We start from the raw sequence: 23,883 nt of genomic DNA, 5'->3' as shown, positions 1-23,883 counted from the left end.
CCTTGGCCTATCTCTCTCGTCTTTATCGTCAGGGCCGTATCGGCTAAGGGGCGTGGCAACAGAATTGCCCGGATCCAACCATGACCGCAAAATCCAAACCCAAACCTCTCTTCCTCGGGATCGACACCGGCGGCACCTATACCGATGCCGTGCTGTGGTCTGAAACCGAAGGCCCGCAACATGGACCCAACAAGGGCAAGGTGCTGGCCAAGGCCAAGGCGCTGACCACGCGGCATGATCTGGCCGTCGGTATTTCCGGCGCCGTCGACGCGGTGCTGCAGAAGGCCGGCACCGATCCGACCGCCATCAAGCTGGTCTCGATGTCGACGACGCTCGCCACCAATGCGCTGGTCGAGGGCCAGGGCGGCCGCGTCGCGCTGGTCATGATCGGCTTTTCCGAGGCCGACCTCGCCCGCGATGGGCTGAAGGCGGCGCTCGGCACCGATCCGGTGGTGTTTTGTCCAGGCGGCCACGATGTGCATGGCAATGCCGCTAGGCTCGACCTGTCCGGGCTTGAGGCCGCCTTGCCGGAACTGGGCGCCTCCGTGTCCGGCTTTGCCGTCTGCGCCTATTTCGCCACCCGCAATCCAGCGCACGAGGTCGCCGCCCGCGAGCTGATCCGCGAGAAGACCGGTCTGCCGGTCACATCAAGCCACGAACTGTCGGCCAAGCTCGGCGGCCCGCGCCGGGCGCTGACGACGCTGCTCAACGCCAGGCTGATCTCGATGATCGACCGGCTGGTGGCGGCGACCGAGGGCTTTCTCGATCAACGCGGCATCGCCGCTCCTTTGATGGTGGTGCGCGGCGATGGCGCGCTGGTCTCGGCGGCGTTTGCCCGCCAGCGGCCGATCGAGACCATACTCTCCGGCCCCGCGGCCAGCCTGGTCGGCGCCCGCCACATGACCGGGCTCGACAATGCCATGGTATCCGACATTGGCGGCACCACCACCGACGTGGCCGTACTCGACGAAGGCCGGCCCAGGCTTGATCCGGAAGGCGCCACGGTTGGCGGCTTCCGCACCATGGTCGAAGCCGTCGCCATGCGCACCTTCGGGCTCGGCGGCGATTCCGAAGTGACGCTGGAGGACGGCGCGCTCAACCCGAGGGTCCTGCTCGGGCCGCGACGCCTTGTGCCGCTGGCGCTTGCCGGCATGGCGCATGGTGAAGCGGTCAAATCGGAGCTCGAACGCCAGCTGCGCGCGCCCAACACCGGTCGCATGGATGGCCGCTTCGCTGTCCGCACCGGCGTGCCGGACAGGCTTGCCGCGGGCCTGACCGCCCCGGAAGCACGGCTCTACGAGGCGATCGGCGCGACCCCGCTTGCCCTCGACCGGCTGCTGACGTCGAATGCCCAGAACGCCACCTTGAACCGGCTGGTCTCGCGCGGGCTGGTGCACATTTGCGGCTTCACCCCGTCGGACGCGGCACATGTGCTTGGCAAGCAGGCGAACTGGGATGCCGCCACCGGCCGCCTCGGCGCCGAGCTGTTCGCCCGCAGGCGCGACGGCCGTGGCCAGCCTATCGCAGCCTCGCCGGAAGCCATCTCGGAGCGGGTGCTGGTGACGCTGACGCGCTGGTCGGCCGAATACATCCTCGAAACCGCCTTTGCCGAGGACGGGCTCGACGGCGCCGCGACCGTGGCGCATGCGCTGGTCCAGCGCGCCGTCGACGCGCACCCCGGCATCGCCCGCCTCACCGTCGCGCTCGACCGCCCGGTCATCGGGCTGGGCGCTTCCGCGCCGCTGCACTATGCCGGCCTGGCGCCCCTGGTCGGTAATGACTGCGTGGTGCCTGAGGACACCGATGTCGCCAACGCGCTCGGCGCCGTTGTCGGCCAGGTCAGGGTTTCGGCGGAGGCGCGGGTCAGCCAGCCCAAGGAAGGACTGTTCCGCCTTGCCTCCGGAGAAACCGTGCGCGACTTCCTCGACGAGGCTGCGGCGATCGCGGCGGCCGAAGCCGATGTGCGGGCGATAGTCGCCCAGCGGGCCCGGGAAGCCGGCACCGACAGCGCCGAGATCGACGTCGCGACCGAGTTCCGCGTCTCGACCGTCGAAGCCCAGCGCATGTTCATCGAGGCGCATGTGGTGGCGGTGGCCTCGGGCAGGCCAAGGATCGCGGTATAGTGCGACGGTCGAGAGGGTAATCTCCCCCCTTGAGGGGGGAGATGGCCGCGAAGCGGCGAGAGGGGGTCGGTTCGACCGGACGCCGACGTCCTGCGGCAGATGAAGGTTGGCGCCCCAGGCGCGGCGACCCCCTGTGGCCTGCCGGCCATCTCGCCCTCAAGGGGGGAGATACGCAGTTCCGCGGCGGCAAAATGCGGCACCTTCACCCTTAGCCGAATTGACCCTTGCGCCCTGACATGCCAAAGGCCCGCCCAAGCCTTTCGCCTGGAGAAAGCCCTGATGACTGATCGCGTCGAAATCGCCGGATTGCGGATTGCCCGCGAGCTTCACGACTTTGTCGCCAACGAAGCAGTGCCGGGAACCGGCATCGATGCGGACACATTCTGGAACGGCTTCTCGGCCATCGTCCATGACCTCGCGCCGAAGAACCGCGCGCTGCTGGCAAAACGCGACGCCATGCAGGAGAAGCTTGACGGCTGGTATCGCGACAATGGCGCGCCCATCGACATGGAGGCCTACAAGGCTTTCCTGAAGGAGATCGGCTATCTCGTTCCCGAAGGGCCGGCCTTCAGCGTGTCGACCGAGAATGTCGACCCTGAGATCGCTGATATCGCCGGGCCGCAGCTCGTCGTGCCGGTGATGAACGCGCGCTATGCGCTGAACGCCGCCAATGCGCGCTGGGGCTCGCTCTATGACGCGCTCTATGGCACCGACGCCATCCCCGAAACGGATGGCGCGCAGAAGGGCAAAGGCTTCAACCCGGCGCGGGGCGCCAGGGTCATTGCCTGGGCCAAGGATTTCCTCGACCAGTCCGTGCCGCTGACCTCAGGCAAATGGGTCGGCGTCAACGGATTGTCGGTGGCGAACGGCGCGCTGAAGCTCGGCGAAGGCGCCGGCTCCACCACGCTCGCCGACCCGAAACAATTCGTTGGCTATCGCGGCGACGCCGCCAATCCGCAAGCCTTGCTGCTGGTGAAAAATGGACTGCATATCGAGATCGTGATCGACCGCGACAACCAGATTGGCCGCACCGATCCGGCCGGCATCGCCGACGTCATCCTGGAATCGGCGCTGACCACCATCCAGGACTGCGAGGATTCGGTCGCGGCGGTGGATGCCGAGGACAAGGTCGTCGCCTACCGTAACTGGCTTGGCCTGATGAAGGGCGACCTGGCCGAAGAGATCACCAAGGGCGGCAAGACCTTTACCCGCAAGCTCAATCCCGACCGCGCCTACACCGCGCCTGCCGGCGGCACGCTGACCGTGCCGGGCCGCTCGCTGATGCTGGTCAGGAATGTCGGCCACCTGATGACCAATCCGGCGATCCTCGACCGCGACGGCAATGAGATGCCGGAAGGCATCATGGACGCGGCCGTCACGGCGCTGATCGCTCTGCACGATGTCGGGCCGAAGGGCCGCCGCGCCAATTCCCGCGCCGGCTCGATGTATGTGGTGAAGCCGAAGATGCACGGGCCGGAGGAAGTCGCCTTCGCCGTCGAGATTTTTGATCGGGTTGAGGCCCTGCTCGGCATGGCCAAAAACACCATCAAGATGGGCATCATGGACGAGGAGCGGCGCACCACCGTCAACCTCAAGGAGGCGATCCGGGCGGCAAAAGACTGTGTCGTCTTCATCAACACCGGTTTCCTTGACCGCACCGGCGACGAGATCCACACCTCGATGGAAGCCGGCCCGATGATCCGCAAGGGCGACATGAAGCAGGCCGCCTGGATCTCCGCCTACGAAGCCTGGAATGTCGATACGGGCTTGGAATGCGGGCTCGCCGGCCACGCCCAGATCGGCAAGGGCATGTGGGCGATGCCGGATCTGATGGCGGCGATGCTGGTCGAGAAGATCGCGCATCCCAAGGCCGGCGCCAACACCGCCTGGGTGCCGTCGCCGACGGCGGCCACGCTGCATGCCACGCACTACCACAAGATCGATGTGCACGCCGTGCAGGCGGCGCTGAAAAACCGGCCGAAGGCCAAGCTCGACGACATCCTGTCGGTGCCGGTGGCGGTGCGGCCCAACTGGACGCCCGAGGAGATCCAGCGCGAGCTCGACAACAACGCGCAAGGCATTCTGGGCTATGTCGTGCGCTGGATCGACCAGGGCGTCGGCTGCTCCAAGGTGCCCGACATCAACGATGTCGGCCTGATGGAGGACCGTGCCACGCTGCGCATCTCTTCCCAGCACATCGCCAACTGGCTGCGCCACAAAGTGTGCTCGCAAATCCAGGTGATGGATTCCCTGCAGCGCATGGCGGCCATCGTCGACCGCCAGAATGTCGGCGATCCATTCTACCAGCCGATGGCGCCGGATTTCGACGATTCCATCGCCTTCCAGGCAGCCTGTGATCTCGTGTTCAAGGGCACCAGCCAGCCCAACGGCTACACCGAACCGGTTCTGCACGCGCGCCGGCTGGAACTGAAGGCGAAAGAGCGGGCCTGAAAGGATCGGGCGGTCGGGAGCTCCGGCTCCCCTTGAGGGGAGGCCCGGGGGTGGGGTCAGGCGTGAAGTGCGCCGACTCCCATTCCAACCACGCGCCCTGGAAAGCGGCGCAGGATCAGGTGTTTTTGCGCCTCGGATTTGCCCTCGGGCCCGGTTTGCCGGCCACGCGCTCGGCGCCGAGAAGGGCGCACTCGCCGATCGCATGGATTTCACCGTCAGTCGTGAAGTTGACGGGCCGTTGCGCCTGTCACAGCACATTCATTGTATCAGCGTACCCTAATGGAATGTCGGGTTTCGACCGCTATGCAGGAAGCGCCATGCCTGTTTCCCCCGAATATGATGCCGGTTGCTCCAAAACCTCCGTGGAACTGTCGGAGGGCTTTGAGGGCTGGTTTGCCCGCGTATGCGAGGGCGTTCCATGAATTCAGGCGCGAGCGCGATGCGATTGCCTTCGCACACACCCAACGCATGCGCCTCGGGCTGCCCTGTCCGCCATTGGAGCGCACGGCATACGGCTCCGGTAAGGCGATCAGCAAGATCAACCAGATAGCAGATGTGCTGAGAACCAGGAGGCTCGGTCGGTTCCTCCAGTTGTCGGCGCTAGCGCTAAGTGAGCCGATTCGGTCGCAAAGGCTCCGGCATCGCGTCGCGAGCGATGCAAGGCAGGCATTGTCCAAGCTCAAGGCGGCAACGCGAAGTCGCGGATTATTTATCGATTGCGGATCTAACATTGGCCAGGGGTATAGGTTCTTTTCCCGGTACTACACGCCCGACCACTTTGATTACGTTCTTGTCGAGCCAAACAAGAATTGCCTGGAGTATCTTCAGGGTTTGCGCTCGGAAAACGGCGCCATGGAGATCGTGGCCAAGGCTGCGAGCGTGAAAGATGGCTATGCCGAACTGCTCGGTCCCCCGCCAGAGCACTCGGACCCTACCTACGAAGGCTGCTCTATAATTCCCGGCCACAACGGAGGCTTGTACCAGTCGCAGCGATTTGCGCCGGAGCTCGTCGAAACGTTTTCGCTGTCACGGATGATCCAAGCCAAGCGCAGCCTTTACGAAGTGATCGTTCTCAAACTCGATGTCGAAGGGGCGGAGTATGAGATTCTGGACGACATGATCCGTTCGGGGCTGCATCGTGATCTCCATGCCGCTTATGTCGAGTTCCATTCCACCTACATGAGGAACTCGGAAGGACGAAGGACTGCTGCCATGGAACGCGAAATTGTCCGTGAGTTCCTGGAGGCGGGTACGCATATAAGCAGATGGATATAAGCGTCCGCTATCGGAATGGACTTGTTCCGCGGATCCGCCCCGGCCTCAACATGAGGATCAATTCCAGTCCGGAGTTTCTCGACGCCCGCTCGCCTGACGCGGAACAGGGTTCAGTGGTTGACCTGGAATGACCACCCGACTGGATTCGAGCCCGCAACTTCTGCCTTGCGAGGTGGGCGACAACTGTCATCTTTGCGTCACTGCGCCACCGCTATATTAGCAATGTCTTGATGAGCCCATCATCGGTGCCGGAATCCAGGTATGGGGCGGAGCATAGACATCGGCGATGAGGTGACGCTGACGGCGACTATCTTGATGGTGCGTCGGAGTGGCCGAGCATGTGTGAGCATTCCAAGCTCCACCCTCCCAATTGCCATTGAGCCTCCGAGGAAAGCGAAGCCCGGCGAAAAGGTGGCGATAACGGGGTACGTGACGCGCGTTGATGATGAGACAGGTAAGGTGACAGTCAAGATTACCGCTCGGGTCATCGTCGAGATCGACACCACCACGGCCCAAAGGAAATCGTACCCATCCGAGCGACAGAAACCGTTTCGCGACAGATGGGAGTGAACAGGGGTCCGAGACCGCACAGACACTTTGGCGCGGGGGACCACACAATAGGCTGCCAATGCCAGGGAAGCGTTGTCTTCCGACACGCGCGCGTGGATGGACATAGGTTCCAAACGGAATATATCGAATCATTTTTCCGACGATCCTATAATCGCCGACGATATCGCGTATAGGGTCTCAAAGGCGCTCGAGAGCGGCACAATTCAACGGCTTCATAGAGTGGGCAGATCGTCACGAATTGCAGAAACAAGATACAGAATCGGGACGGTTGCTGGCTCAATCTGTCAAGATCGTGACCGACTTCGCCGCCGACCTCCTTCCCGCCCCTCTGCTTCTTGGATTTTGTTCGTAACGTTGAGCCGGCCTTCTATTCGGACTCTGGCAGGATACGCCGTCCTCACAGCGCTGGTGGGGGCCGCTATATGGGCCGGCGTTCGCAACTACCCCTGGTATCTTCTGAAACGGCTTCTCCCACGTCGCCAGCGGGACTTCTCAACGGTTGAAGCCCGGAAGGCAAATCCGCCCTTCAATTCCTTCAATGTGGACGGATCTGTGTTGCAACGGCCGCTTGCTACGCCGCCTGCGCCATCCGCTCCGAACTCATGCGATAGGAAATCGCCTCGGCCAGATGGATGCGGCCGACGGTTTCGCTGGCGTCGAGATCGGCCAATGTCCGCGCCACTTTCAGCACGCGGTGATAGGCCCGCGCGGAAAAGGCGAGTTTTTCGCTGGCATCCTTGAGCAGCGACAGGCCCGCGGTATCCGGCATGGCGATCTCCTCGATGACCGCCGGCGCGCAATGGGCGTTGGTGGTGGCGCGGGCGGCGCCGAGCCGCTCGAAGCGTTCGCGCTGAAGGGTGCGGGCACGCGCCACGCGCAGCGCCACATCGGCACTCTTCTCCGCGCGGTCCGGCCGGATCAGGTCGCTGGCCGAAACGGCCGGCACTTCGATCCTGAGATCGATGCGGTCGAGCAGCGGACCGGAAATGCGCGCCTGGTAGTCGGTGCGGCAGCGTTCGCCGCGCAGGCAGCGATAGCCGGGTTCGCCGGCCATGCCGCAGCGGCACGGGTTCATCGCCGCCACCAGCTGGATGCGCGCCGGATAGGTGACGCGATGGTTGGCGCGCGCGATCATGCAGTCGCCGGTCTCCAGCGGCTGGCGCAGCGCGTCGAGCGTCTGCGGCGTGAATTCGGGAAATTCGTCGAGGAACAGCACGCCGTGATGCGCGAGCGACACTTCGCCGGGCCGCGCCCGCAACCCGCCGCCGACCATCGCCGCCATCGAGGCTGAATGATGCGGGGCGCGGAACGGCCGCCGGTCGGTCAGCTTGCCTTCGCCGAGTTCGCCCGCCACCGAGGCGATCATCGAGACTTCCAAAAGTTCCTTCGGTGCCAGCGGCGGCAGAATCGACGGCAGCCGCTGCGCCAGCATCGATTTGCCCGAGCCCGGCGGGCCGACCATCAAGAGATTGTGGCCGCCGGCTGCCGCCACTTCGAGCGCGCGCTTGGCCGTCTCCTGGCCCTTGATGTCGGCGAGGTCGGGCAGGTCGCGCGCCGAGGCGTGGATGCCGGCTTCGGGCCGCGACAGCACCTGCGTGCCGCGGAAATGGTTGGCGATCGCGATCAGGCTGCGCGGCGCCAATATGTCGAAATCGCTGCCGGCCCAGGCGGCTTCCGGTCCACAGGCGAACGGGCAGATCAGGCCCTTGCCTTCGGCATTGGCGCCGATCGCCGCCGGCAAGGCGCCGGCAACGGCGGCAACCGTGCCGTCGAGCGACAATTCGCCGAGAACGACGTAGCCGGCCAGCATGTCGCCCGGAATGGCGCCGAGAGCAGCCATCAGGCCAAGCGCGATCGGCAGGTCGTAGTGGCTGCCCTCCTTCGGCAGGTCGGCGGGCGCGAGATTGACCGTCACCTTCTTCGACGGCATCGACAGGCCCGACGCATGAAGTGCCGCCTGCACCCGCTCGCGGCTTTCGGCTACCGCCTTGTCGGGCAAGCCGACGATCTGCATGCCGACCTTGCCCGGCGCGACCATCACCTGCACGTCGACCGGCACGGCCTCGATGCCCTGGAAAGCGACCGTGCGAACCCGCGCCACCATCGTGTTGCCCCCGGATACGGGCTGGCCTCAGCCCGTGCGATCAGGCCCGAAATGGCCTCTTCGGCAGACAATCACAATTTCTTGATCAAATCAAGAACATTACAGGAACAAGCCGCCGTGGAAGTTGCAACGGACTTGTAGCCGATTGGCTAGATGCTAGACGGCCAGTCCATCGTTGCGGCATGCTCCCCTGCGTAGCGCAACCTCATGCGCGAGGCATATTTCATCACATCGGCCATCCCTTGGTCACACCTTCAGCCTGTATTTCGAGCAGCTGCTGCTCACTGATTCCTTGCTTGGCAACTAGATCGGCTTTGAACTTCTCGGCCAGATCCACTTCGAGCTTGGTCTGCGCCATCGGTTCGGTGTTCGGGACGCGCTCCATGGCTTCACGAGTCGCCCTGGCTTCCGCCTCGCCGCTTTCCTTAAAGATCGCTCTCCGCATTTCCTCGGATAAGCCAAAGCGGTCCTCCGGAGCAGCGGAGAGCGCGGCGAGACGGCCTTCCTCGATGACTACCTTCGGATCTCCTGTGTCACCATAGTTTTTCGCGAGCATCGCAATCCACAAACCCTGCCCGGCGCGGGCCTGTTCCTCGCTTCCATACACATAGAGGTAAATGTTGTTGGGGAGCTGTGATACCGGAAAGCTGTGCGTTGTTCGGCGGCCCGATACCGCTTCAAAATTTCCGCTTCCAATTCTTCCTTTGTGGGAACACCCGAGGCAACGATGTTCTGTGAAATCTGGGTCTTGATAGGCGCGTCGTAAATTTCCTCATCGATGAGCGAGAACTTTTCACTTTTGGCTGCATCGTCAGGCCCACATTCGGTCAGGAATGCAAGGACGGCCAAGTCGAGGGAAGGGCGGCGGCACCATTTGCTGATATTCCAGTCACGCATGGTTCCCAGAGCTCCCCCGTCGGCACTTGGGCGGGGGAGGTATCGTCCCGAGGCTCGTCAATGCCCGCAGATCACCGATCAGGCGATGATGGTCAGTTTGTGATCACAGCTGCCTTGACTGCAGCATAACCGTCCTTGCCGTCGAACGTCTTCACACCATCCAACCATGCGGTCAGCTTGTCGGGGTACTGCTTTATCAATTTGCGCGCTGCGTCTACCGGCTCGACGCTGTTGGTCATGATTTCGTTCATGCCATTGTTCTCATAGTCGATGTCGAAGTGCAGGTTTTCCAGGAACTTGGTCACGTTCGGGCATTCCTGGCGGTAGCCCTTGCGCGTCAGCGTCCGAACCGTCGCCCCACCAAAGTTGGGACCATATTCCTTGTCGCCGCCACTCAGGTAAGTCAGATCGAACTTGAGGTTCATGGGATGTGGCGCCCAAGCCAGGAAAACGATCCATTCCTTTCCCTTGGTCATCTTGTCGACCTGGGTCAACATAGCCGCCTCGCTGGACTCGACGACATTCCAGTCCTTGAGACCGTGCCTTCCGGCGGAAATTATATCGAGCAGCGGCTGGTTTGAGCCCGCTTCGATGCCGTAGATCGTTGAGTTGAATTTGTCAGAGAATTTCGAAAGATCATCGTACGAGGTCACCCCCGCCTTCGCGACATAGGTCGGCACGGCCAGCGTGAACTTGGCGCCCGTCAGGTTGGTGGTGAGGACATCGACATCGCCGTTGTCGATGTATGATTTGAATTCCTGTTCCTGGACGGGAAGCCAATTTCCCAGGAAAACGTCGATATCCTTGTTTTTCAAGCTTTCGAAGGTCACCGGCAGACCCAGAATGGTCTGTTCCGGTTCATAGCCCAAGGAAGTCAGTATGACGGACGCCGTCGCATTCGTCAGCGAAAGGTCCGTCCAGCTGAGGTCGGAGAATTTCACCTTCCGGCAGCTCTCGGGATCGGCGTGCGCAGGTGCGGCGGCCATGAAGATGGTCAGCGCGGCGCTTGCATAAAGGGCAAAGGCTTTCATCGGAGTTCCCCTGTTTTTGTTGAACGCTCCAACAATCATATCTTTTTTGTTGGCGTGTACAATAAAAAAATGCAAGATGGCGCTAACAGGAGGGAACCGATGCCAAAAGTGGGAATGCAACCTATTCGGCAGAAGCAGATCATTGAGGCTGCCATTGACACCATTCACGAGCTTGGCATCGAGCAGAGTTCGATCCGCCAGATCGGTATGAAGGCGGGAATCTCGCCTAGTCTTATCACCCACTATTTCGGCAGCCGGGACGAGCTCTACACGCTTGTCCTGCGTCACCTGAACCGTGAGTTGTCACGCGTCACGATCGCCAGGCTGCGGACGGCTTCGACGCCGATGGAGCGCCTTCTGGCCATCGCCTCAGCGCAATTCGATGCCGAGCAGTTTCAGCCGGCGGTGGCAACGGCGTGGTTCGCACTTTGGGCCGCTCTGCGCGGCAATCACGAAATGATGCGCTATCAGGCAATCTACGAAAAGCGTCTGGCGAGCAATATCGCCTACTGCCTTCGCTCGCTCATTCCAGAAGGGCAGGTGGACTTTGCGGTCAACTGTCTCCTGGCAATGATCGACGGGCTCTGGGTCAAAGCGGCTCAACCAACCAGCCGAGTGACCACCGAGAATGCCCTGGCCATTTTCCAGAACTACGTCGTCCAGCTGGTCAGTCAGTTGGCGCGTGGGGGTGCCGAATGAATGTGTCGGACTATGTCGCTCAAGACGGCGTCGGTTTGGCGCGTCTGATCGAACGAAAAGAGGTTTCTCGGCGCGAAGTGATCGAGGCTGCGATCAGCGTCATTGAAAGCAGGGATGCCGCTCTCAATGCAGTGGTCATGCGTAATTTCGACCCGAGCTGTTCGAGGTCCGATACCGGTGCTGCCAGTGCATTGCGCGGTGTGCCCCTCCTTCTGAAGGACGTGAACCTCTATTCGTCAGACATGCCGACGACCTTCGGTTCGGCGTTCTTCAAGGGTGCGCCAGCAAAGCCTGACAGCATCATGGTCGATCGGTGGCGCCGTGCTGGCCTCGCTATCTTGGGCAAGACAAACACGCCGGAATTTGCTGCCGAGTTCGTCACGGAGCCTCGGGCGTATGGCACAACGCGCAACCCACGGGACCTCAATCTGACGGTGGGCGGAAGCAGCGGGGGGGCGGCCGCTGCGGTTGCTGCGGGAATGGTGCCGATTGCCCACGCAACGGACCTAGGTGGCTCGATCAGAATACCGGCTGCGTGCTGCGGCGTGTTCGGGTTCAAGCCGACCGGGGGTTTCAATCCCACAGGGCCGTACTTTGATGAGATTGCAGGTGGGCTGAACTCCGATCACGTTATCACGCGCACCGTGCGCGACAGCGCGGCATCGCTCGACATCACCGCCGATTTCTCTCCACAGCGCCATTCCTATCTCGAAGGCCTCGATAGACCTGTACGGCAGATAACAGTCGGGGTCTGCTGCACTGACCCGGCAGGCAGACCTTGTGGTCCGGACCAGCAGGAGGCAGTGAACCGGGCGGCTCAGGTTCTGGAATCATTCGGGCACCGCATTGTTGAATATCGCTATCCAGAGGGTCTCGACGCGTCCAATTGGTTCGATCACCTGTGGATTTTCGACCTCGTGCGCCTAGTCGAGGAACGCTCACGCGAACTCGGCAGAGCCCCGGCAGCCGAGGAGCTTGAGCCGTTGACGTGGCATCTTCTGGAAAAGGCCAAGGCGGGGGGAAATGGCGCACATGAGCGGGCACGCTCCGCCCGCGAGATCTATACCTCACGCTACCTGGGTTCGATGGAATCGATCCATGTCTGTTTGACGCCGACGCTGGCGACCGACCCTCCGAATGTCGGATCCTTGAGCTTCAGGGCATTTGGAGATGTCGAGGCCTGGAACGCGGCGGGTTACAGGTTCGCTCCCTACTCCATCCCATCGAACATCTCAGGACAGCCGTCCGCGTCGTGTCCGTATTTCAAAAATAGTTCAGGGCTCTCGGTCGGTGTGCAAATCAGCGGCAAGCCGGGCGATGATCTCCTCGTCTTGCAACTATGTGCCCAGCTGGAGCTATGTCACGCGGCATGAAGGTTTCCGCCAGGCCGCACTTGGATTGCCGCTTCGAGCGTAAATTGCCATGGCAGGTCGAATGTCCGCAAGGATCGTTCCCTGCCAGATGCTCGCCCATTCAACAGGCGATCAAACACGCCGCCATTGCTCGCTAATTAATGTAGCACAATGTCAAGAGATTGTGGCCGCCGGCCGCCGCCACTTCGAGCACGCGCTTGGCCGTCTCCTGGCCCTTGATGTCGGCGAGGTCGGGCAGGTCGCGCGCCGAGGCGTGGATGCCGGCTTCGGGCCGCGACAGCACCTGCGTGCCGCGGAAATGGTTGGCGATCGCGATTAGGCTGCGCGGCGCCAATATGTCGAAATCGCTGCCGGCCCAGGCGGCCTCCGGTCCGCAGGCGAACGGACAGATCAGGCCCTTGCCTTCGGCATTGGCGCCGATCGCCGCCGGCAGGGCGCCGGCGACGGCGGCAATCGTGCCGTCGAGCGACAATTCGCCGAGAACGACATAGCCGGCCAGCATGTCGCCCGGAATGGCGCCGAGCGCCGCCATCAGGCCAAGCGCGATCGGCAGGTCGTAATGGCTGCCCTCCTTGGGCAGGTCGGCGGGCGCGAGATTGATCGTCACCTTCTTCGACGGCATCGACAGGCCCGACGCATGAAGTGCCGCCTGCACCCGCTCGCGGCTTTCGGCAACCGCCTTGTCGGGCAAGCCGACGATCTGCATGCCGACCTTGCCCGGCGCGACCATCACCTGCACGTCGACCGGCACGGCCTCGATGCCCTGGAAAGCGACCGTGCGAACCCGCGCCACCATCGTGTTGCCCCCGGATACGGGCTGGCCTCAGCCCGTGCGATCAGGCCCGAAATGGCCTCTTCGGCAGACAATCACAATTTCTTGATCAAATCAAGAACATTACAGGAACAAGCCACCGTGGAGTTGCAACGGACTTGTAGCCGATTGCCATGAACGGAACATGGTTAATACGAAATGAAAACGGCTACTTCCGCCTTTTGTCCTCGACTGCGTCCCAAAACAGGCTGGCGATGTCGGCGCCGCCGAAGCGGGCGACTTCGCGCACGCCGGTGGGCGAGGTGACGTTGATCTCCGTCATATAGTCGCCGATGACGTCGATGCCGACCAGGATGAAGCCGCGTTCCCTGAGCGATGGCCCGATGCGGGCGCAGATCTCGCGTTCGCGCGCCGTCAGCTCCGTCTTCTCGGCGCGGCCGCCGACATGCATGTTGGAACGGGAATCGTGCTCGGCCGGCACCCGGTTGATGGCGCCGACCGGCTCGCCGTCGATCAGGATGATGCGCTTGTCGCCCTTGCGGACGTCTTTCAGGTAACGCTGGACGATATAGGGCTCGCGGAACAGCTGGCCGAACATTTCGAGCAGCGAGGCGAGGTTGCGGTCGGCTTCAAGCAGATGGAAGATGCCGGCGCCGCCATTGCCGTAGAGCGGCTTGATGATGATGTCGCCGAACTCCTTGCGGAAGGCGGCGACTTCCAGCGGATCCTTGGTGATCAGCGTCTCCGGCATCAGGTCGGAAAACTCGGTGACGAAGATCTTTTCCGGGCTGTTGCGCACCCAGGCCGGATCATTGACCACCAATGTCTTCGGATGGATGCGCTCCAGCATATGCGTGGTGGTGATGTAGTTCATGTCGAAGGGCGGGTCCTGGCGCAGCAGCACGACGTCCATCTCGGACAGGTCGGTGCGCACCTTCTCGCCCAGCGAGTAATGATTACCCTTCTCGTCCCGCACCTGCATCTCCTCGATGCGGGCAAACACCTTGCCGTCGCGCAGCGACAGCCGGTCGGGCGTATAGTGGAACAGCTGGTGGCCGCGCCGCTGCGCTTCCAGCGACAGCGCGAACGACGTGTCGCCGGCGATCGACACGCTGGAGACATGGTCCATCTGGACGGCGATTTTCAACTTCATGGTGGCTCCCCAGCGCAGTCGACGAGAGCGATATAAGGGCCGCCGCGCCTTCTGCCAATCCGGCCAGCGCCCTAACGGTTGAAAACCAGCCTGGAATAGCCAGCGGCGGCATGGCCGGCCTGGCAAACGGCAGCCTCCGGCGCGGGATCAAAAGAAGGCGCCAGCCGGCCGCCGCCTAGTCCGCCACGGCGTCGGCTCCCTGTCTCCATAGGCGGGGCGTTCGGCCCACGCTACTGCGAAACACCCGCGTCAGGTGGCTTTGATCGACGAATCCACAGGCCAAGGCCACTTCGGAAATGCCGAGCCTGCTTTGGCGCAGCAACGTCTTTGCCTTCTGGATGCGCTCGTTCATCAGCCACTTGTAGGGCGGAACGCCAACGGTCTGACGAAAGGCGCGGGCGAAGTAGCTGACCGACAGACCGCAGGCCTGGGCGATGTCGGCGATGGCGATGTCGCCGCTCAAATTGGCCAGCATCATCTCGCGGGCCCGCTGCATTTGCCATGGCGCCAAGCCGCCAACGACTCTGGCAGGCCCGTGACCGGGGGCGTAGGTCCTAACGAGATGGGCATGGAAGGCCAGCGCCACTTGATCGATGAACAACTGGTCGCTCGATCCGTAGTGAGCGGCCTTCGCCTCCAGGGCGCGGCTCAGGCCATACAGGATCGGATCGTTCACGCCGCCCAGGATCGTTCGCAGACCGACAGGCGGCCGCTCACCAAAGTCGTATGCGAGATCGTGCAGGGTCCGCCTCGATATTTGCAGGCGCAGAAAGTCCACGGATTGATGGAGATGCGCGATCGGAGACGCCTCCAGGTCCAGAAGCACCACATCGCCGGCATTGACCTCGGGATAGTTGACGTGACGACCGTCGATCCAGCCCTCCATCCTGGCTATTGGCGACAGGTAGACGATCACCGCGAATCCTGGCTCGGGTGCCACCGCGCGGGTGAGGCATGGCCCGGCCTGGAGGCGGCTGATCGCGATCGGGTCTTTCGAGATCGTATTGGAGAAAAAGGCAGTCTGGACCGGGGCCTTATACCGAAATGCCAGGTACGATTTGAAAACCGCCAGGTCCATATTCTGGCGCGGCACTGAGGCTTCGTCCGAGGCGTTGAATGGTCCGCCGGCTTCGGCGTCGCTTTGCAATGCAGAGCCTTCGCCGGCGCCGAACATCCCGCGCAGAAACGTCTGACGCTGCCGCGCGTGCTCCGGTGACAGGTCTTCCGGGCTGAACGAACGCGAACCGAAAGTCATGGGATGCCTACTCCAGCCAAGTCTCAGGGCATCGCTGCTTGGAAGCGGGGCAGATATTGCCTTGGGTCGTCGAGGCGCAACCGCCGCCACCGCGCAGGGCTCTTTCCTTCAAGTTGCGAGAATATGCGCGTGAAATGGCTTTGGTCGGTGAACCCGCAGGCCACGGCGACCTCCGCTGCTGGCATCTCCATGTTCAGGAGAAGGTTCTTCGCCTGTCTGACGCGCTCCTTCATCAGCCATTTGTGAGCGGGCATTTCGGCCGTGCGCCTGAAAGCCCTGGCAAAGTAATTCACGGAGAGTTCACAGGCCTCCGCCAGTTCCGCGAGTGTAACGCCTTCCGCGATCCTTGCGGACATCAACTCGGTGGCGCGCCGGTATTGCCAGGGCGCCAGTCCTCCCCGCAGAGGCTTGATGCTGCGGAGTTGGCCGTAGGTCTGGGCAATGTGAAGCTGAAAGGCGAGCGCCACGTGGTCAAGGAATAGAGCGTCCTCATCGCCGAACATCTGCGTCTTCTTCAGCATGGCGGTGCCTAGCCCGAAGAGAACCGAGTCCTCCGCGCCGAAGGTGGGACGCAGCGACCCGATCGGCGGCCGGCCGAACTCATCAGCGAGATCATCCAAGCTGCGCTGCGACATCTGCACCCGCAGGGTTTGCATTGGATCTCGGATCAGAACCCTTGGCGAGGTGCCGAGGTCAAAGATGCAGATTTCGCCGGCTCTCATCGCCCCCAAGGCTTCCTTGCGCCCGTCCATTCGCGCCTCCAGTCTCGGCAAGTGCGTCAGGACGATATGGACCGAAAAGGCCGCTTCGGGCTCCGGCTTCAACGTCCATGCGCCCGAAGGTTCGGGTACGGCGACATGCGTGAATATCGTTGGGTCTTTCGAGATGCCCTTGGCGAAACAGCTTTTGGTGGAGGCCGCACGGAATCGACGCTGCATCAGGGCGTCGTGGTGGTCGATTTGCGTGGCCGGATCATTCATCGATCTTCACCATCTGAGCTGACCTTGCGCTCTGCGGCCTCCGATTTCCAGAGGCTCTTACGAAGGGGCGGTATCCGCATGGCCAGCGAACCGTGCTCGGCCGCCGCTCGCAAATACAAGAGATACTTTATTTTCGTTGGCGTAGGTGTTATGGACAAATTTGTCCATAACACCTACGCTCAATTCCGTGTGATCAATGGAAAAGCGAGGCAAAGAAGCTGATGACCATCACTGTCTTCATCACCGGCGCGTCACGAGGTGTCGGGCGCGCTTGTGCGACAGCGTTCCTCGACGCTGGCTGGAATGTTTTCGCGACTGCTCGAGATCCCGACCAGATCGGCATATCTCCAAGCCAAAGGCTGGCAACGGCGAAATTGGATTTGAGGGATGATTCATCGATCTCGGCGGCCGTGGAGCACGCCATCGGCCGTTTCGGATCGGTCGACATTCTACTCAATAATGCCGGGATCGGCCTTGGCGGTCCTGTGGAAGCGGTAAGCCGTGAGGAATTCCACGGCTTGCTCGACGTAAATGTGGTCGGCGCGGCGCTTGTCACGAAAGCTCTGCTCCCGACGATGCGGCTGAAGCGGAGCGGCCTGATTATCAATGTAGGATCGCTGGCCGGAGCCGTCGGCCTTCCATATCTGGCACCTTACTGTGCAAGTAAATTCGCATTGGCAGGCTTGAGCGAGGCCATGCGGTATGAGCTTGGACCTTTCGGCATCCGGGTAAAGTTAGTCGAATTGACTGGAAGTCGGACGCAGTTCAAGCAGCCAATTCTTCACCACGAGGCCTATGCAACGAAGGCCGCCGCGATTGAACGGCGTCTGCAGGAAGGGCTGGCTTTAGCCACTCCTCCTGACACTGTTGCAAAGGAGATTTTGCGGATCGCGGGCTCGAGTTCCGATCGGTTGCGATATGTGGTTGGAACCGGGGGCCTTCTAGCGAGGATAAGGGGGTTCCTGCCCGATAGGATGATCAGCTCGATGTTGGCACGCGCATTCGGCTTGATCTGAAACCGCGAGCCTGCCTCGTCTCGACCGGGACGAGGCCGAGCCGCCCCTATATTTGGATTGTGAGCCCGGAAGGAGCAAATCGTGGCCAGGCCCCGGCAATTCGACCATGACGCCGCATTGAACGAAGCGATCAAAGTCTTCTGGATCAACGGATACGCCGGTACGTCAACCGATGATCTGAGAAAGGCCATGGGATTGGGCCGCCAAAGTCTCTACAACGCCTTCGGAGATAAGCGGCAGCTCTATCTGGAAGCTCTTTCGGCCTATCTGCGACGCACCATCTCTACACATCTCGATCGCCTCGGTTCGTCTTCATCGCCCTTGGCGGGCATTCGAGCGCTGCTGCTGGGAGTAATCGCCGAGGATCAATTTGAGCGAGAGCTTGGATGCCTGGGTGTAGTATCTGCCAGCGAGTTTGGAACGCGTGATCATGAACTCGCCCAACAGCAAAGCAAAGCAGGTGCCGCGTTGTCTGCCAGACTGATCGAACGGGTAGGCGAAGCTACAGCCAGCGGAGAAATTGACCCGCGGGTGAACGCCGAGGATGGAGCGTTCTTTATTCAGATGACCATGAACGGATTGCAACTCGCGGCCCGCGCTGGCGCGCCCGTGAATGTACTGCGCACCATGGCAGATTTCGCTGTCGAGCGTTTGCAGGCGCGACTGGCAGCCGAATAGGGGGCCTGACGCGAGCAGAGGGTCCATGCAAATTGGGCTAGGAAATCGCGCTCGCGGCAGAGCAGCGGACAGTGCTTAGGTCAAAGATGCCGATCTCACCGGCTTTCATTGCCCCCGAGGTTCCCTTGCGCCCTGCCATGCGCTTCCAATCTCGGCAGGGGGCAGCACGATATGGGCCGAAAAGGCATCCTCGGGCGGATTGGGCTAAGCCCGTGCAAAACACGCCCTGAATCTACCAGCGGCAGCGGGCGCTTTTGTCCATCGTCAGGACGTCGTCGAAGTTCTCGGCGCCTCGACATGGCTACAAGGAGCTACTCACATGACCACTTTATCAGTTGTCTTCCGGCGAATTCACATTGTTGCGGCCGCCGTTTTCAGCCTCTCCATCATACCGGCGGTCGCCTCGGCGCAGTCCGCGCAAAACGTCATTCTCGTGCACGGCGCCTGGGGCGATGGAGCGAATTGGTCGAAGGTCATTCCCATCCTCGCCGCAAAGGGTTTGAACGTCACCGCGGTCCAACTACCGCTGACTTCGCTCGCTGACGATGCAGCGACGGTGAAACGCGCGATCGGCCTTGTGGACGGGCCGGTCGTTCTGGCGGGGCACTCCTATGGAGGTGCGGTGATCACCGAGGCCGGAAACGATCCCAAGGTTTCCGCGCTGGTCTATGTCGCCGCGTTCGCGCCCGATGCAGGTCAATCCGCGGGGTCCTTGAACGCAACCGTAGCCCCCTCGCCAATGGCCGCGGAAGCCAAGCCCGACGCGGAGGGCTTCATCAAGCTGACCAAGACCGGCGTGTATGACGATTTCGCTCAGGATGTGACGCCGGCCGAGAAGCAGCTTCTCTACGTGACGGAGTCGCCAACCAGCGTGAAGTCCCTGGGAGGCAGCATCACCGACGCCGCCTGGCACAACAAGCCCTCCTGGTACATCGTGGCTTCCCATGACCGGGCGATCCAGCCGGCGCTGGAGGCGGAAATGGCCAAGGCGATCAAGGCGAAGACCACGACGGTCGAAGGCAGTCACCTGATCATGCTCTCGAAGGCATCCGCGGTGGCTGCGGTGATCGAGCAGGCCACCCACTAATCCTCAGCTGAGCGGCATCCCGAGGTGCCCGCGGTTTCAGTACGCGGCGAACCGCAGATGCCGCTCGGCCTGACCTGCAATTGCTGCAGTCCCATCAACGCGAATGTGGAGTTTCTTCCATGACTGCGAAGTCTGTTATCCTGGTACACGGGGCATGGGCGGACGGATCGAGTTGGAGCAAGGTTATTCTCGAGCTCGCAGCCGAGGGGTTGTCCGTGACGGCAATCCAGATGCCGCTTACGAGCTTCGGCGATGATGTCGCCACCCTGCGCCGCGCCCTTGCGCTCGTCGAAGGCCCAGTCATTCTTGTCGGACATTCATACGGTGGTTCGGTCATCACCGAGGGAGGCAATGACAAGAAGGTGGCCGCGCTTGTATTCATAGCCGCCTTTGCGCCGGACAGCGACGAATCCGCTGCCTCGCTCGGGGAGAGCGTGGATCCCCCTCCCATGGCCGCCGAGGTTCGGCCCGACTCAGCGGGATTCCTGAAACTGACCGAGAGCGGGATCCGCGATCACTTCGCCCAGGATCTTTCCGACAGCGAGAAGACGGTTCTGTTCGCCGCCCAGGCGCCTACCGCCGTTGCGTCCTTAACAGGAAAGATCACGGAACCCGCGTGGCAATCGCGCCCAAGCTGGTATCTGCTGGCAACCGAGGATCATGCCATCGCGCCCAAACTCCAGCACATCATGTCGAGCCGGATAATGGCCAAGGTCACCGAAGTCGCTTCGAGCCATGTGGCGATGCTGTCCCATCCCGACCTGGCCACCCGTCTCATCCTCGAGGCCGTTCGCGCGGTCTGAATTTCAGCCAGGCCGGCTGACTGCCCAAGACGCGGCTGGCCGCGTCGTCATCCATGCAAAAGCTTCAAGCATCACCTTGAAAGAATCCAGGGACCGCGAGTCCGCCCTCGCACGGCATGTCTGAGCCGAGGCCCGAGCTTCGCGATCCCGTGGATTGCGGGGGCAAGCTCGCCTTGGGCCGGTCCGGGGCGGGCTCTTTGCCAATCCGGCCAGCGCCCTAACGGTCGAAGACCAGCCTGGAATAGCCGACGAAGGAGAGCGCCATGGCCGCCAGCGAGGCCGCGGCGAGCGCCGCCAGCGGCGGCATGGCTGGGACGGCAAACAGCAGGGCGCAGTAGACGAGATAGTTGGCGACGCTGGTGGCGATGCCGACCCCGCCATAGCGGGCGCCCTCTCGCGCAAGGCCGCGGCTCGATGGCGCGAAGGTCAGGCGGCGGTTGATCTGCCAGGTGACGCACAGCGCGAAGCCGATCGACAGGATGCGGGCGCCGAAAGGCCCGAGCGGCGTGACGGCCAGCAGCAGCCACAGTGCGGCGGCATCGGCGACGAAGCCGATGCCGCCGGCGAAGACAAACCTTGCGACACGTTGCATCTCTCAGGCCGCGCGCGGGGTCTTGCCCGTTTCCGGCTTCTGCGCCACCGCGCCGGCGCGGCGCTCAGAACGGCCCGAGGGCATGGAGAGGTAGAAGATGCGCTTCTGCTCGGCCCGGCCTCGCGACACCGAATCCAGGATCAGCCCTGTCACGGCCGCGAGCATCGACAGCAGCAGCAAGCCGACCGACAGCACCCAGGTCGGCATGCGCGGGACGAGGCCGGTTTCAGCGAACTCGACCAGTACCGGCGCCATCAGGAACAGGCTGGACGCCAGGAAGAAGAGCGAAAAGGCGCCGAAGAAGCGCAGCGGCTGCGTCTCCTTCATCAGCATGGCGAACATCCACAGGATCCTGGCGCCATCGCGAAAGGTCGATAGTTTCGAGGAAGACCCGACCGGCCGGCGGCCGTAGTCGAGAGCGATTTCGGCGACCGGCAGTTTGAGCTGCGAGGCGTGCACCGACATCTCGGTCTCGATCTCGAAGCCGCCGGAGACGGCCGGAAAGCTCTTGACGAAGCGCCTGGTGAAGACCCGGTAGCCCGAGAAGATGTCGGTGAAATCACTGCCGAAGAGCCATTTGTAGAGGCTGTTGAAGACACGGTTGCCGAAAGCATGGCCGGTCCTGCCGGCGTCGTCGATCACGCCGCGCCTGGTGCCCACCACCATGTCGCAACGCTCGGTCAGAAGCGTGTTGATCAGCTGCGGTGCGTCCTCGGGCGCATAGGTGCCGTCGCCGTCGGCCATCAGATAGATGTCGGCGTCGATGTCGGCGAACATGCGCCGCACCACATTGCCTTTGCCCTGGCGCGGTTCGCGGACCACGATGGCACCGGCCGCACGGGCCCTGAGCGCCGTCAGGTCGCGTGAATTGTTATCGTAGACATAGATGGTGGCGTCCGGCAGCGTCTCGCGGAATCGCTGCACCACCTCGGCGACGGTCAGCTCCTCATTGTAGCAAGGCAGGAGCACGGCGATGACCGGTTCGTGGCTGATGGCTTGCGGCATTTTCGTCTCCGGATGCCTGGTCGACCACACGGTCGCGCGCCGGACCGGCTCGTCCAGGCGGTTTTACTATTTATTGAAGCCGTTAAGGCTAGGTTTAAGGCCGACTTCATGAGTGTCGATTGGCCTTGAAAGGTCCGGCATTCCCGCCAGGGGCATCGGGATGGGCACAGCAAGGGGAACTTCCACCTGGAGGTCCGATATCGCGTTCGCGCTGCTTGCCGCCCTGCTGCTGCTGGCCCTCAATGCCCATGCCGGGTTCCCGCAACTGGCCGATCCAGCCGGCGACAATGACAGCCTGCTGCAACTGGTCGAAGTCCGCGACCTCATGGCCGGCCAAGGCTGGTTCGACCTGCACCAGTACAGGATGGGTCTGGAAGGCGGCTTCGTCATGCACTGGTCGCGGCTGCTCGACGCGCCGCTGGCGCTTGCCTTCCTCGCCGTATCGGCCCTGACGGGCAGCCCCGCTTTGGCCGAACAAATCGTGCAGATCGTCTGGCCTGCCCTGCAGTTCTGGCTTGCTGTCTTCTTCATCATCCGCGCTGCGCGCGCTTTCGCAGGGGCTCATGCGGTGCTGCCCGCCGTCGTCGTCGGCGGGGCGGCCCTGTACTATATCGGCATATTTTCTCCGGGCGCGCTCGACCATCACAATGTCCAGCTTGTGCTGACCCTGGCGAGCCTCGCCTTGCTGCTCGATGCACCCACGCACCGACCGGCTGCCTTCGTCGCGGGCATCTGCGCCACGCTGACCCTGGCCATCGGCATGGAAAGCGCTCCCTATGCCGGAACCCTCGGCGCCGTCGTCGCTCTGCTTTTCCTCGGCAATGGCGCCGGCGAAAGGCTGATCGCCAGGGATTTCGGTCTCGGCGTCGCCGCCGTCGCGGCTTTGGTCTTCGCCATCACCGTCCCCGTATCGTCCTGGGGTCAGGCCCAGTGCGATACGTTCTCGATCGTGCAGTTCGCGCTCGCCGCGCTCGCCGGCGCCGGTCTGGCGGTCGTCGCGTCATGGAAGGCCGCCAACGCCACGCTCGCCCGGCGCCTGATCTCGCTCGGCCTGCTTGCCGCCGTCCTTGCTCTTGTCGTGGTGTTCCTGTTCCCGCAATGCCTGGCCGCCCCCTATGCCAGGCTCGATCCGCGCCTCCAGCAGATGTGGCTCGGCCATATCGAGGAGGCGCAGTCGATCTTCCAGCTTGTCTTCGATGATCCGGCCAGGGTCGTGGCGCGTTTCGCCACGCCGCTGGTGGCGATCATCGTGATGGCGCTTCATTTCAGCCATGGCGGATGGCGGCGGCAGGACAGCCTCGTCGGCGCGCTGCTGCTGGTGGCGTTCCTGGTCAGCGCCTGGGAAGTGCGCGGCTCGACCTTCTCCATCGCCTTCGCGGTGATCCCGCTTTCGGCATGGATCGCCAAATGGCGGCAGCGGGCCGAGGCCAGCCCGTCCGGCGGCTCGGTGCTGAGGATGGCCGCGGCCTGGCTGATCTCGGTGAATGCCATCTGGTCGGGCGCCGCCGAGGCTGCATCGAGCGCCTTCGCAATCGGCGCGCCTCCCAGGGACGCCAGTTTCGATTCCCCCTGCAACAGCAGGGGTTCGTTCGCCGTACTTGGGCGGATGGCCCCCACCACGGTTCTTGCCATCTCCAATCTTGGCTCGCCGATCCTCGCCTTCACCGGTCATCGCGTCTTCGCCGGGCCGTACCATCGCAATGTCGCCGGAAATCTGCTCGCGCTCGACGCCCTGCTGGGCTCCGCCGCCGATGCGAAGGCCATCATCGAAAGCCACCATGTCGGCCTCGTCGCGCTCTGCCGCGGCAACCCGGAAAGCCGGCTGTTGACGGCCAGCGCGCCGGACAGCTTCCTGGCCGGACTGATGCGCGGCAGCGTGCCGGAATGGCTGGAACCAGTGGCTGAGGCCCGTGGCGCCCCGCTCGAACTCTACCGCGTCAGGTCCAAAGGCTGAAAATTTCTGCACAAACAAAGGCTTGACGCGCGTCCGCGCCGGTTCGCGAAGGCATCCGGCCTCGT

18 protein-coding genes and 1 pseudogene are annotated in these 23,883 nt (G+C 62.7%); 10 read left to right on the top strand and 9 right to left on the bottom strand.

Annotated elements, in window-relative coordinates:
- Positions 1–80: 80 nt before the first annotated feature.
- From FJ548_RS07665 to FJ548_RS07655, 3 genes are all read left to right on the top strand, one after another.
- Positions 81–2,123 (top strand): hydantoinase/oxoprolinase family protein, encoded by a 2,043-nt coding sequence (locus tag FJ548_RS07665; RefSeq protein WP_140777556.1) that lies wholly within the window; start codon positions 81–83, stop codon positions 2,121–2,123.
- A gap of 279 nt (positions 2,124–2,402) precedes the next feature.
- Positions 2,403–4,574, top strand: a complete 2,172-nt coding sequence (locus tag FJ548_RS07660; RefSeq protein WP_140777555.1) for a malate synthase G — start codon at positions 2,403–2,405, stop codon at positions 4,572–4,574.
- 669 nt (positions 4,575–5,243) lie between these two features.
- Entirely contained in the window at positions 5,244–5,849 is a 606-nt protein-coding gene (locus FJ548_RS07655) for an FkbM family methyltransferase (protein ID WP_246678581.1), read from the top strand.
- A 1,141-nt stretch (positions 5,850–6,990) separates the two neighbouring features.
- Here FJ548_RS07655 and FJ548_RS07650 read toward each other — a convergent pair.
- The 3 genes from FJ548_RS07650 to choX form a co-directional block, all read right to left on the bottom strand.
- Positions 6,991–8,523, bottom strand: a complete 1,533-nt coding sequence (locus tag FJ548_RS07650; protein WP_140777554.1) for a YifB family Mg chelatase-like AAA ATPase — start codon at positions 8,521–8,523, stop codon at positions 6,991–6,993.
- A 226-nt stretch (positions 8,524–8,749) separates the two neighbouring features.
- Positions 8,750–9,079 (bottom strand): hypothetical protein, encoded by a 330-nt coding sequence (locus tag FJ548_RS07645; RefSeq protein ID WP_140777553.1) that lies wholly within the window; start codon positions 9,077–9,079, stop codon positions 8,750–8,752.
- 433 nt (positions 9,080–9,512) lie between these two features.
- On the bottom strand, positions 9,513–10,451 hold the full coding sequence (gene choX / locus FJ548_RS07640) for a choline ABC transporter substrate-binding protein (protein ID WP_140777552.1): 939 nt from the start codon (positions 10,449–10,451) through the stop codon (positions 9,513–9,515).
- Between the two features lie 99 nt (positions 10,452–10,550).
- On the opposite strand from choX, the gene betI reads away from it, so the two are divergent.
- Positions 10,551–11,150, top strand: a complete 600-nt coding sequence (gene betI / locus FJ548_RS07635; RefSeq protein ID WP_140613574.1) for a transcriptional regulator BetI — start codon at positions 10,551–10,553, stop codon at positions 11,148–11,150.
- Positions 11,147–12,523 (top strand): amidase, encoded by a 1,377-nt coding sequence (locus FJ548_RS07630; RefSeq protein WP_140777551.1) that lies wholly within the window; start codon positions 11,147–11,149, stop codon positions 12,521–12,523. Before betI ends, FJ548_RS07630 begins: the two co-directional genes overlap by 4 nt.
- Before the next feature lie 154 nt (positions 12,524–12,677).
- Here FJ548_RS07630 and FJ548_RS07625 read toward each other — a convergent pair.
- The 4 genes and pseudogenes from FJ548_RS07625 to FJ548_RS07610 all read right to left on the bottom strand — a co-directional run.
- Positions 12,678–13,319: pseudogene (locus FJ548_RS07625) on the bottom strand (magnesium chelatase domain-containing protein); the annotation flags it as partial.
- A 184-nt stretch (positions 13,320–13,503) separates the two neighbouring features.
- Complete coding sequence (gene gshB, locus FJ548_RS07620) at positions 13,504–14,448, bottom strand: glutathione synthase (RefSeq protein WP_140612624.1); 945 nt, start codon at positions 14,446–14,448, stop codon at positions 13,504–13,506.
- Between the two features lie 175 nt (positions 14,449–14,623).
- Entirely contained in the window at positions 14,624–15,703 is a 1,080-nt protein-coding gene (locus FJ548_RS07615) for an AraC family transcriptional regulator (protein ID WP_140612622.1), read from the bottom strand.
- A gap of 23 nt (positions 15,704–15,726) precedes the next feature.
- A complete protein-coding gene (locus FJ548_RS07610; RefSeq protein WP_140612620.1) occupies positions 15,727–16,683 on the bottom strand; it encodes an AraC family transcriptional regulator in 957 nt (318 codons plus the stop codon).
- 221 nt (positions 16,684–16,904) lie between these two features.
- On the opposite strand from FJ548_RS07610, the gene FJ548_RS07605 reads away from it, so the two are divergent.
- From FJ548_RS07605 to FJ548_RS07590, 4 genes are all read left to right on the top strand, one after another.
- The gene (locus FJ548_RS07605) at positions 16,905–17,699 is read left to right on the top strand and encodes an SDR family oxidoreductase (protein WP_140612618.1); all 795 of its coding nucleotides are present in this window, start codon (positions 16,905–16,907) and stop codon (positions 17,697–17,699) included.
- 117 nt (positions 17,700–17,816) lie between these two features.
- A complete protein-coding gene (locus FJ548_RS07600; protein WP_246671599.1) occupies positions 17,817–18,377 on the top strand; it encodes a TetR/AcrR family transcriptional regulator in 561 nt (186 codons plus the stop codon).
- A 319-nt stretch (positions 18,378–18,696) separates the two neighbouring features.
- The gene (locus FJ548_RS07595) at positions 18,697–19,464 is read left to right on the top strand and encodes an alpha/beta hydrolase (RefSeq protein WP_140612614.1); all 768 of its coding nucleotides are present in this window, start codon (positions 18,697–18,699) and stop codon (positions 19,462–19,464) included.
- Between the two features lie 119 nt (positions 19,465–19,583).
- Positions 19,584–20,267 carry an alpha/beta hydrolase gene (locus tag FJ548_RS07590; protein ID WP_140777550.1) on the top strand — a complete coding sequence of 228 codons (684 nt, stop codon included), beginning with the start codon at positions 19,584–19,586 and terminating at the stop codon, positions 20,265–20,267.
- A gap of 217 nt (positions 20,268–20,484) precedes the next feature.
- On the opposite strand, the gene FJ548_RS07585 is transcribed toward FJ548_RS07590, so the two are convergent.
- Both FJ548_RS07585 and FJ548_RS07580 read right to left on the bottom strand, forming a co-directional pair.
- Complete coding sequence (locus FJ548_RS07585; RefSeq protein ID WP_140691981.1) at positions 20,485–20,859, bottom strand: GtrA family protein; 375 nt, start codon at positions 20,857–20,859, stop codon at positions 20,485–20,487.
- A 3-nt stretch (positions 20,860–20,862) separates the two neighbouring features.
- Positions 20,863–21,864 (bottom strand): glycosyltransferase, encoded by a 1,002-nt coding sequence (locus tag FJ548_RS07580; RefSeq protein WP_140612608.1) that lies wholly within the window; start codon positions 21,862–21,864, stop codon positions 20,863–20,865.
- Positions 21,865–22,024: 160 nt separating this feature from the next.
- Here FJ548_RS07580 and FJ548_RS07575 point away from each other — a divergent pair, with 160 nt between their 5' ends.
- Positions 22,025–23,818, top strand: a complete 1,794-nt coding sequence (locus FJ548_RS07575) for a GtrA family protein (protein WP_140777549.1) — start codon at positions 22,025–22,027, stop codon at positions 23,816–23,818.
- Positions 23,819–23,883 lie beyond the last annotated feature (65 nt).

The organism is Mesorhizobium sp. B2-4-17 (genome assembly GCF_006441275.1).
In the GTDB taxonomy this organism is placed as follows: domain Bacteria; phylum Pseudomonadota; class Alphaproteobacteria; order Rhizobiales; family Rhizobiaceae; genus Mesorhizobium.
This window is presented reverse-complemented; position numbering and strand designations above follow the sequence as displayed.

What these genes read in the sequence shown, in the direction of transcription:
- FJ548_RS07575 (WP_140777549.1), top strand. Translation starts at nt 22,025, where the DNA reads ATGGGCACAGCAAGGGGAACTTCCACCTGGAGGTCCGATATCGCGTTC.
- FJ548_RS07630 (WP_140777551.1), top strand. Translation starts at nt 11,147, where the DNA reads ATGAATGTGTCGGACTATGTCGCTCAAGACGGCGTCGGTTTGGCGCGT.
- FJ548_RS07660 (WP_140777555.1), top strand. Translation starts at nt 2,403, where the DNA reads ATGACTGATCGCGTCGAAATCGCCGGATTGCGGATTGCCCGCGAGCTT.
- FJ548_RS07580 (WP_140612608.1), bottom strand. Translation starts at nt 21,864, where the DNA reads ATGCCGCAAGCCATCAGCCACGAACCGGTCATCGCCGTGCTCCTGCCT.
- choX (WP_140777552.1), bottom strand. Translation starts at nt 10,451, where the DNA reads ATGAAAGCCTTTGCCCTTTATGCAAGCGCCGCGCTGACCATCTTCATG.
- FJ548_RS07585 (WP_140691981.1), bottom strand. Translation starts at nt 20,859, where the DNA reads ATGCAACGTGTCGCAAGGTTTGTCTTCGCCGGCGGCATCGGCTTCGTC.
- FJ548_RS07615 (WP_140612622.1), bottom strand. Translation starts at nt 15,703, where the DNA reads ATGACTTTCGGTTCGCGTTCGTTCAGCCCGGAAGACCTGTCACCGGAG.
- FJ548_RS07595 (WP_140612614.1), top strand. Translation starts at nt 18,697, where the DNA reads ATGACCACTTTATCAGTTGTCTTCCGGCGAATTCACATTGTTGCGGCC.
- FJ548_RS07590 (WP_140777550.1), top strand. Translation starts at nt 19,584, where the DNA reads ATGACTGCGAAGTCTGTTATCCTGGTACACGGGGCATGGGCGGACGGA.
- FJ548_RS07665 (WP_140777556.1), top strand. Translation starts at nt 81, where the DNA reads ATGACCGCAAAATCCAAACCCAAACCTCTCTTCCTCGGGATCGACACC.
- FJ548_RS07645 (WP_140777553.1), bottom strand. Translation starts at nt 9,079, where the DNA reads ATGCTCGCGAAAAACTATGGTGACACAGGAGATCCGAAGGTAGTCATC.
- gshB (WP_140612624.1), bottom strand. Translation starts at nt 14,448, where the DNA reads ATGAAGTTGAAAATCGCCGTCCAGATGGACCATGTCTCCAGCGTGTCG.
- betI (WP_140613574.1), top strand. Translation starts at nt 10,551, where the DNA reads ATGCCAAAAGTGGGAATGCAACCTATTCGGCAGAAGCAGATCATTGAG.
- FJ548_RS07610 (WP_140612620.1), bottom strand. Translation starts at nt 16,683, where the DNA reads ATGAATGATCCGGCCACGCAAATCGACCACCACGACGCCCTGATGCAG.
- FJ548_RS07605 (WP_140612618.1), top strand. Translation starts at nt 16,905, where the DNA reads ATGACCATCACTGTCTTCATCACCGGCGCGTCACGAGGTGTCGGGCGC.
- FJ548_RS07650 (WP_140777554.1), bottom strand. Translation starts at nt 8,523, where the DNA reads ATGGTGGCGCGGGTTCGCACGGTCGCTTTCCAGGGCATCGAGGCCGTG.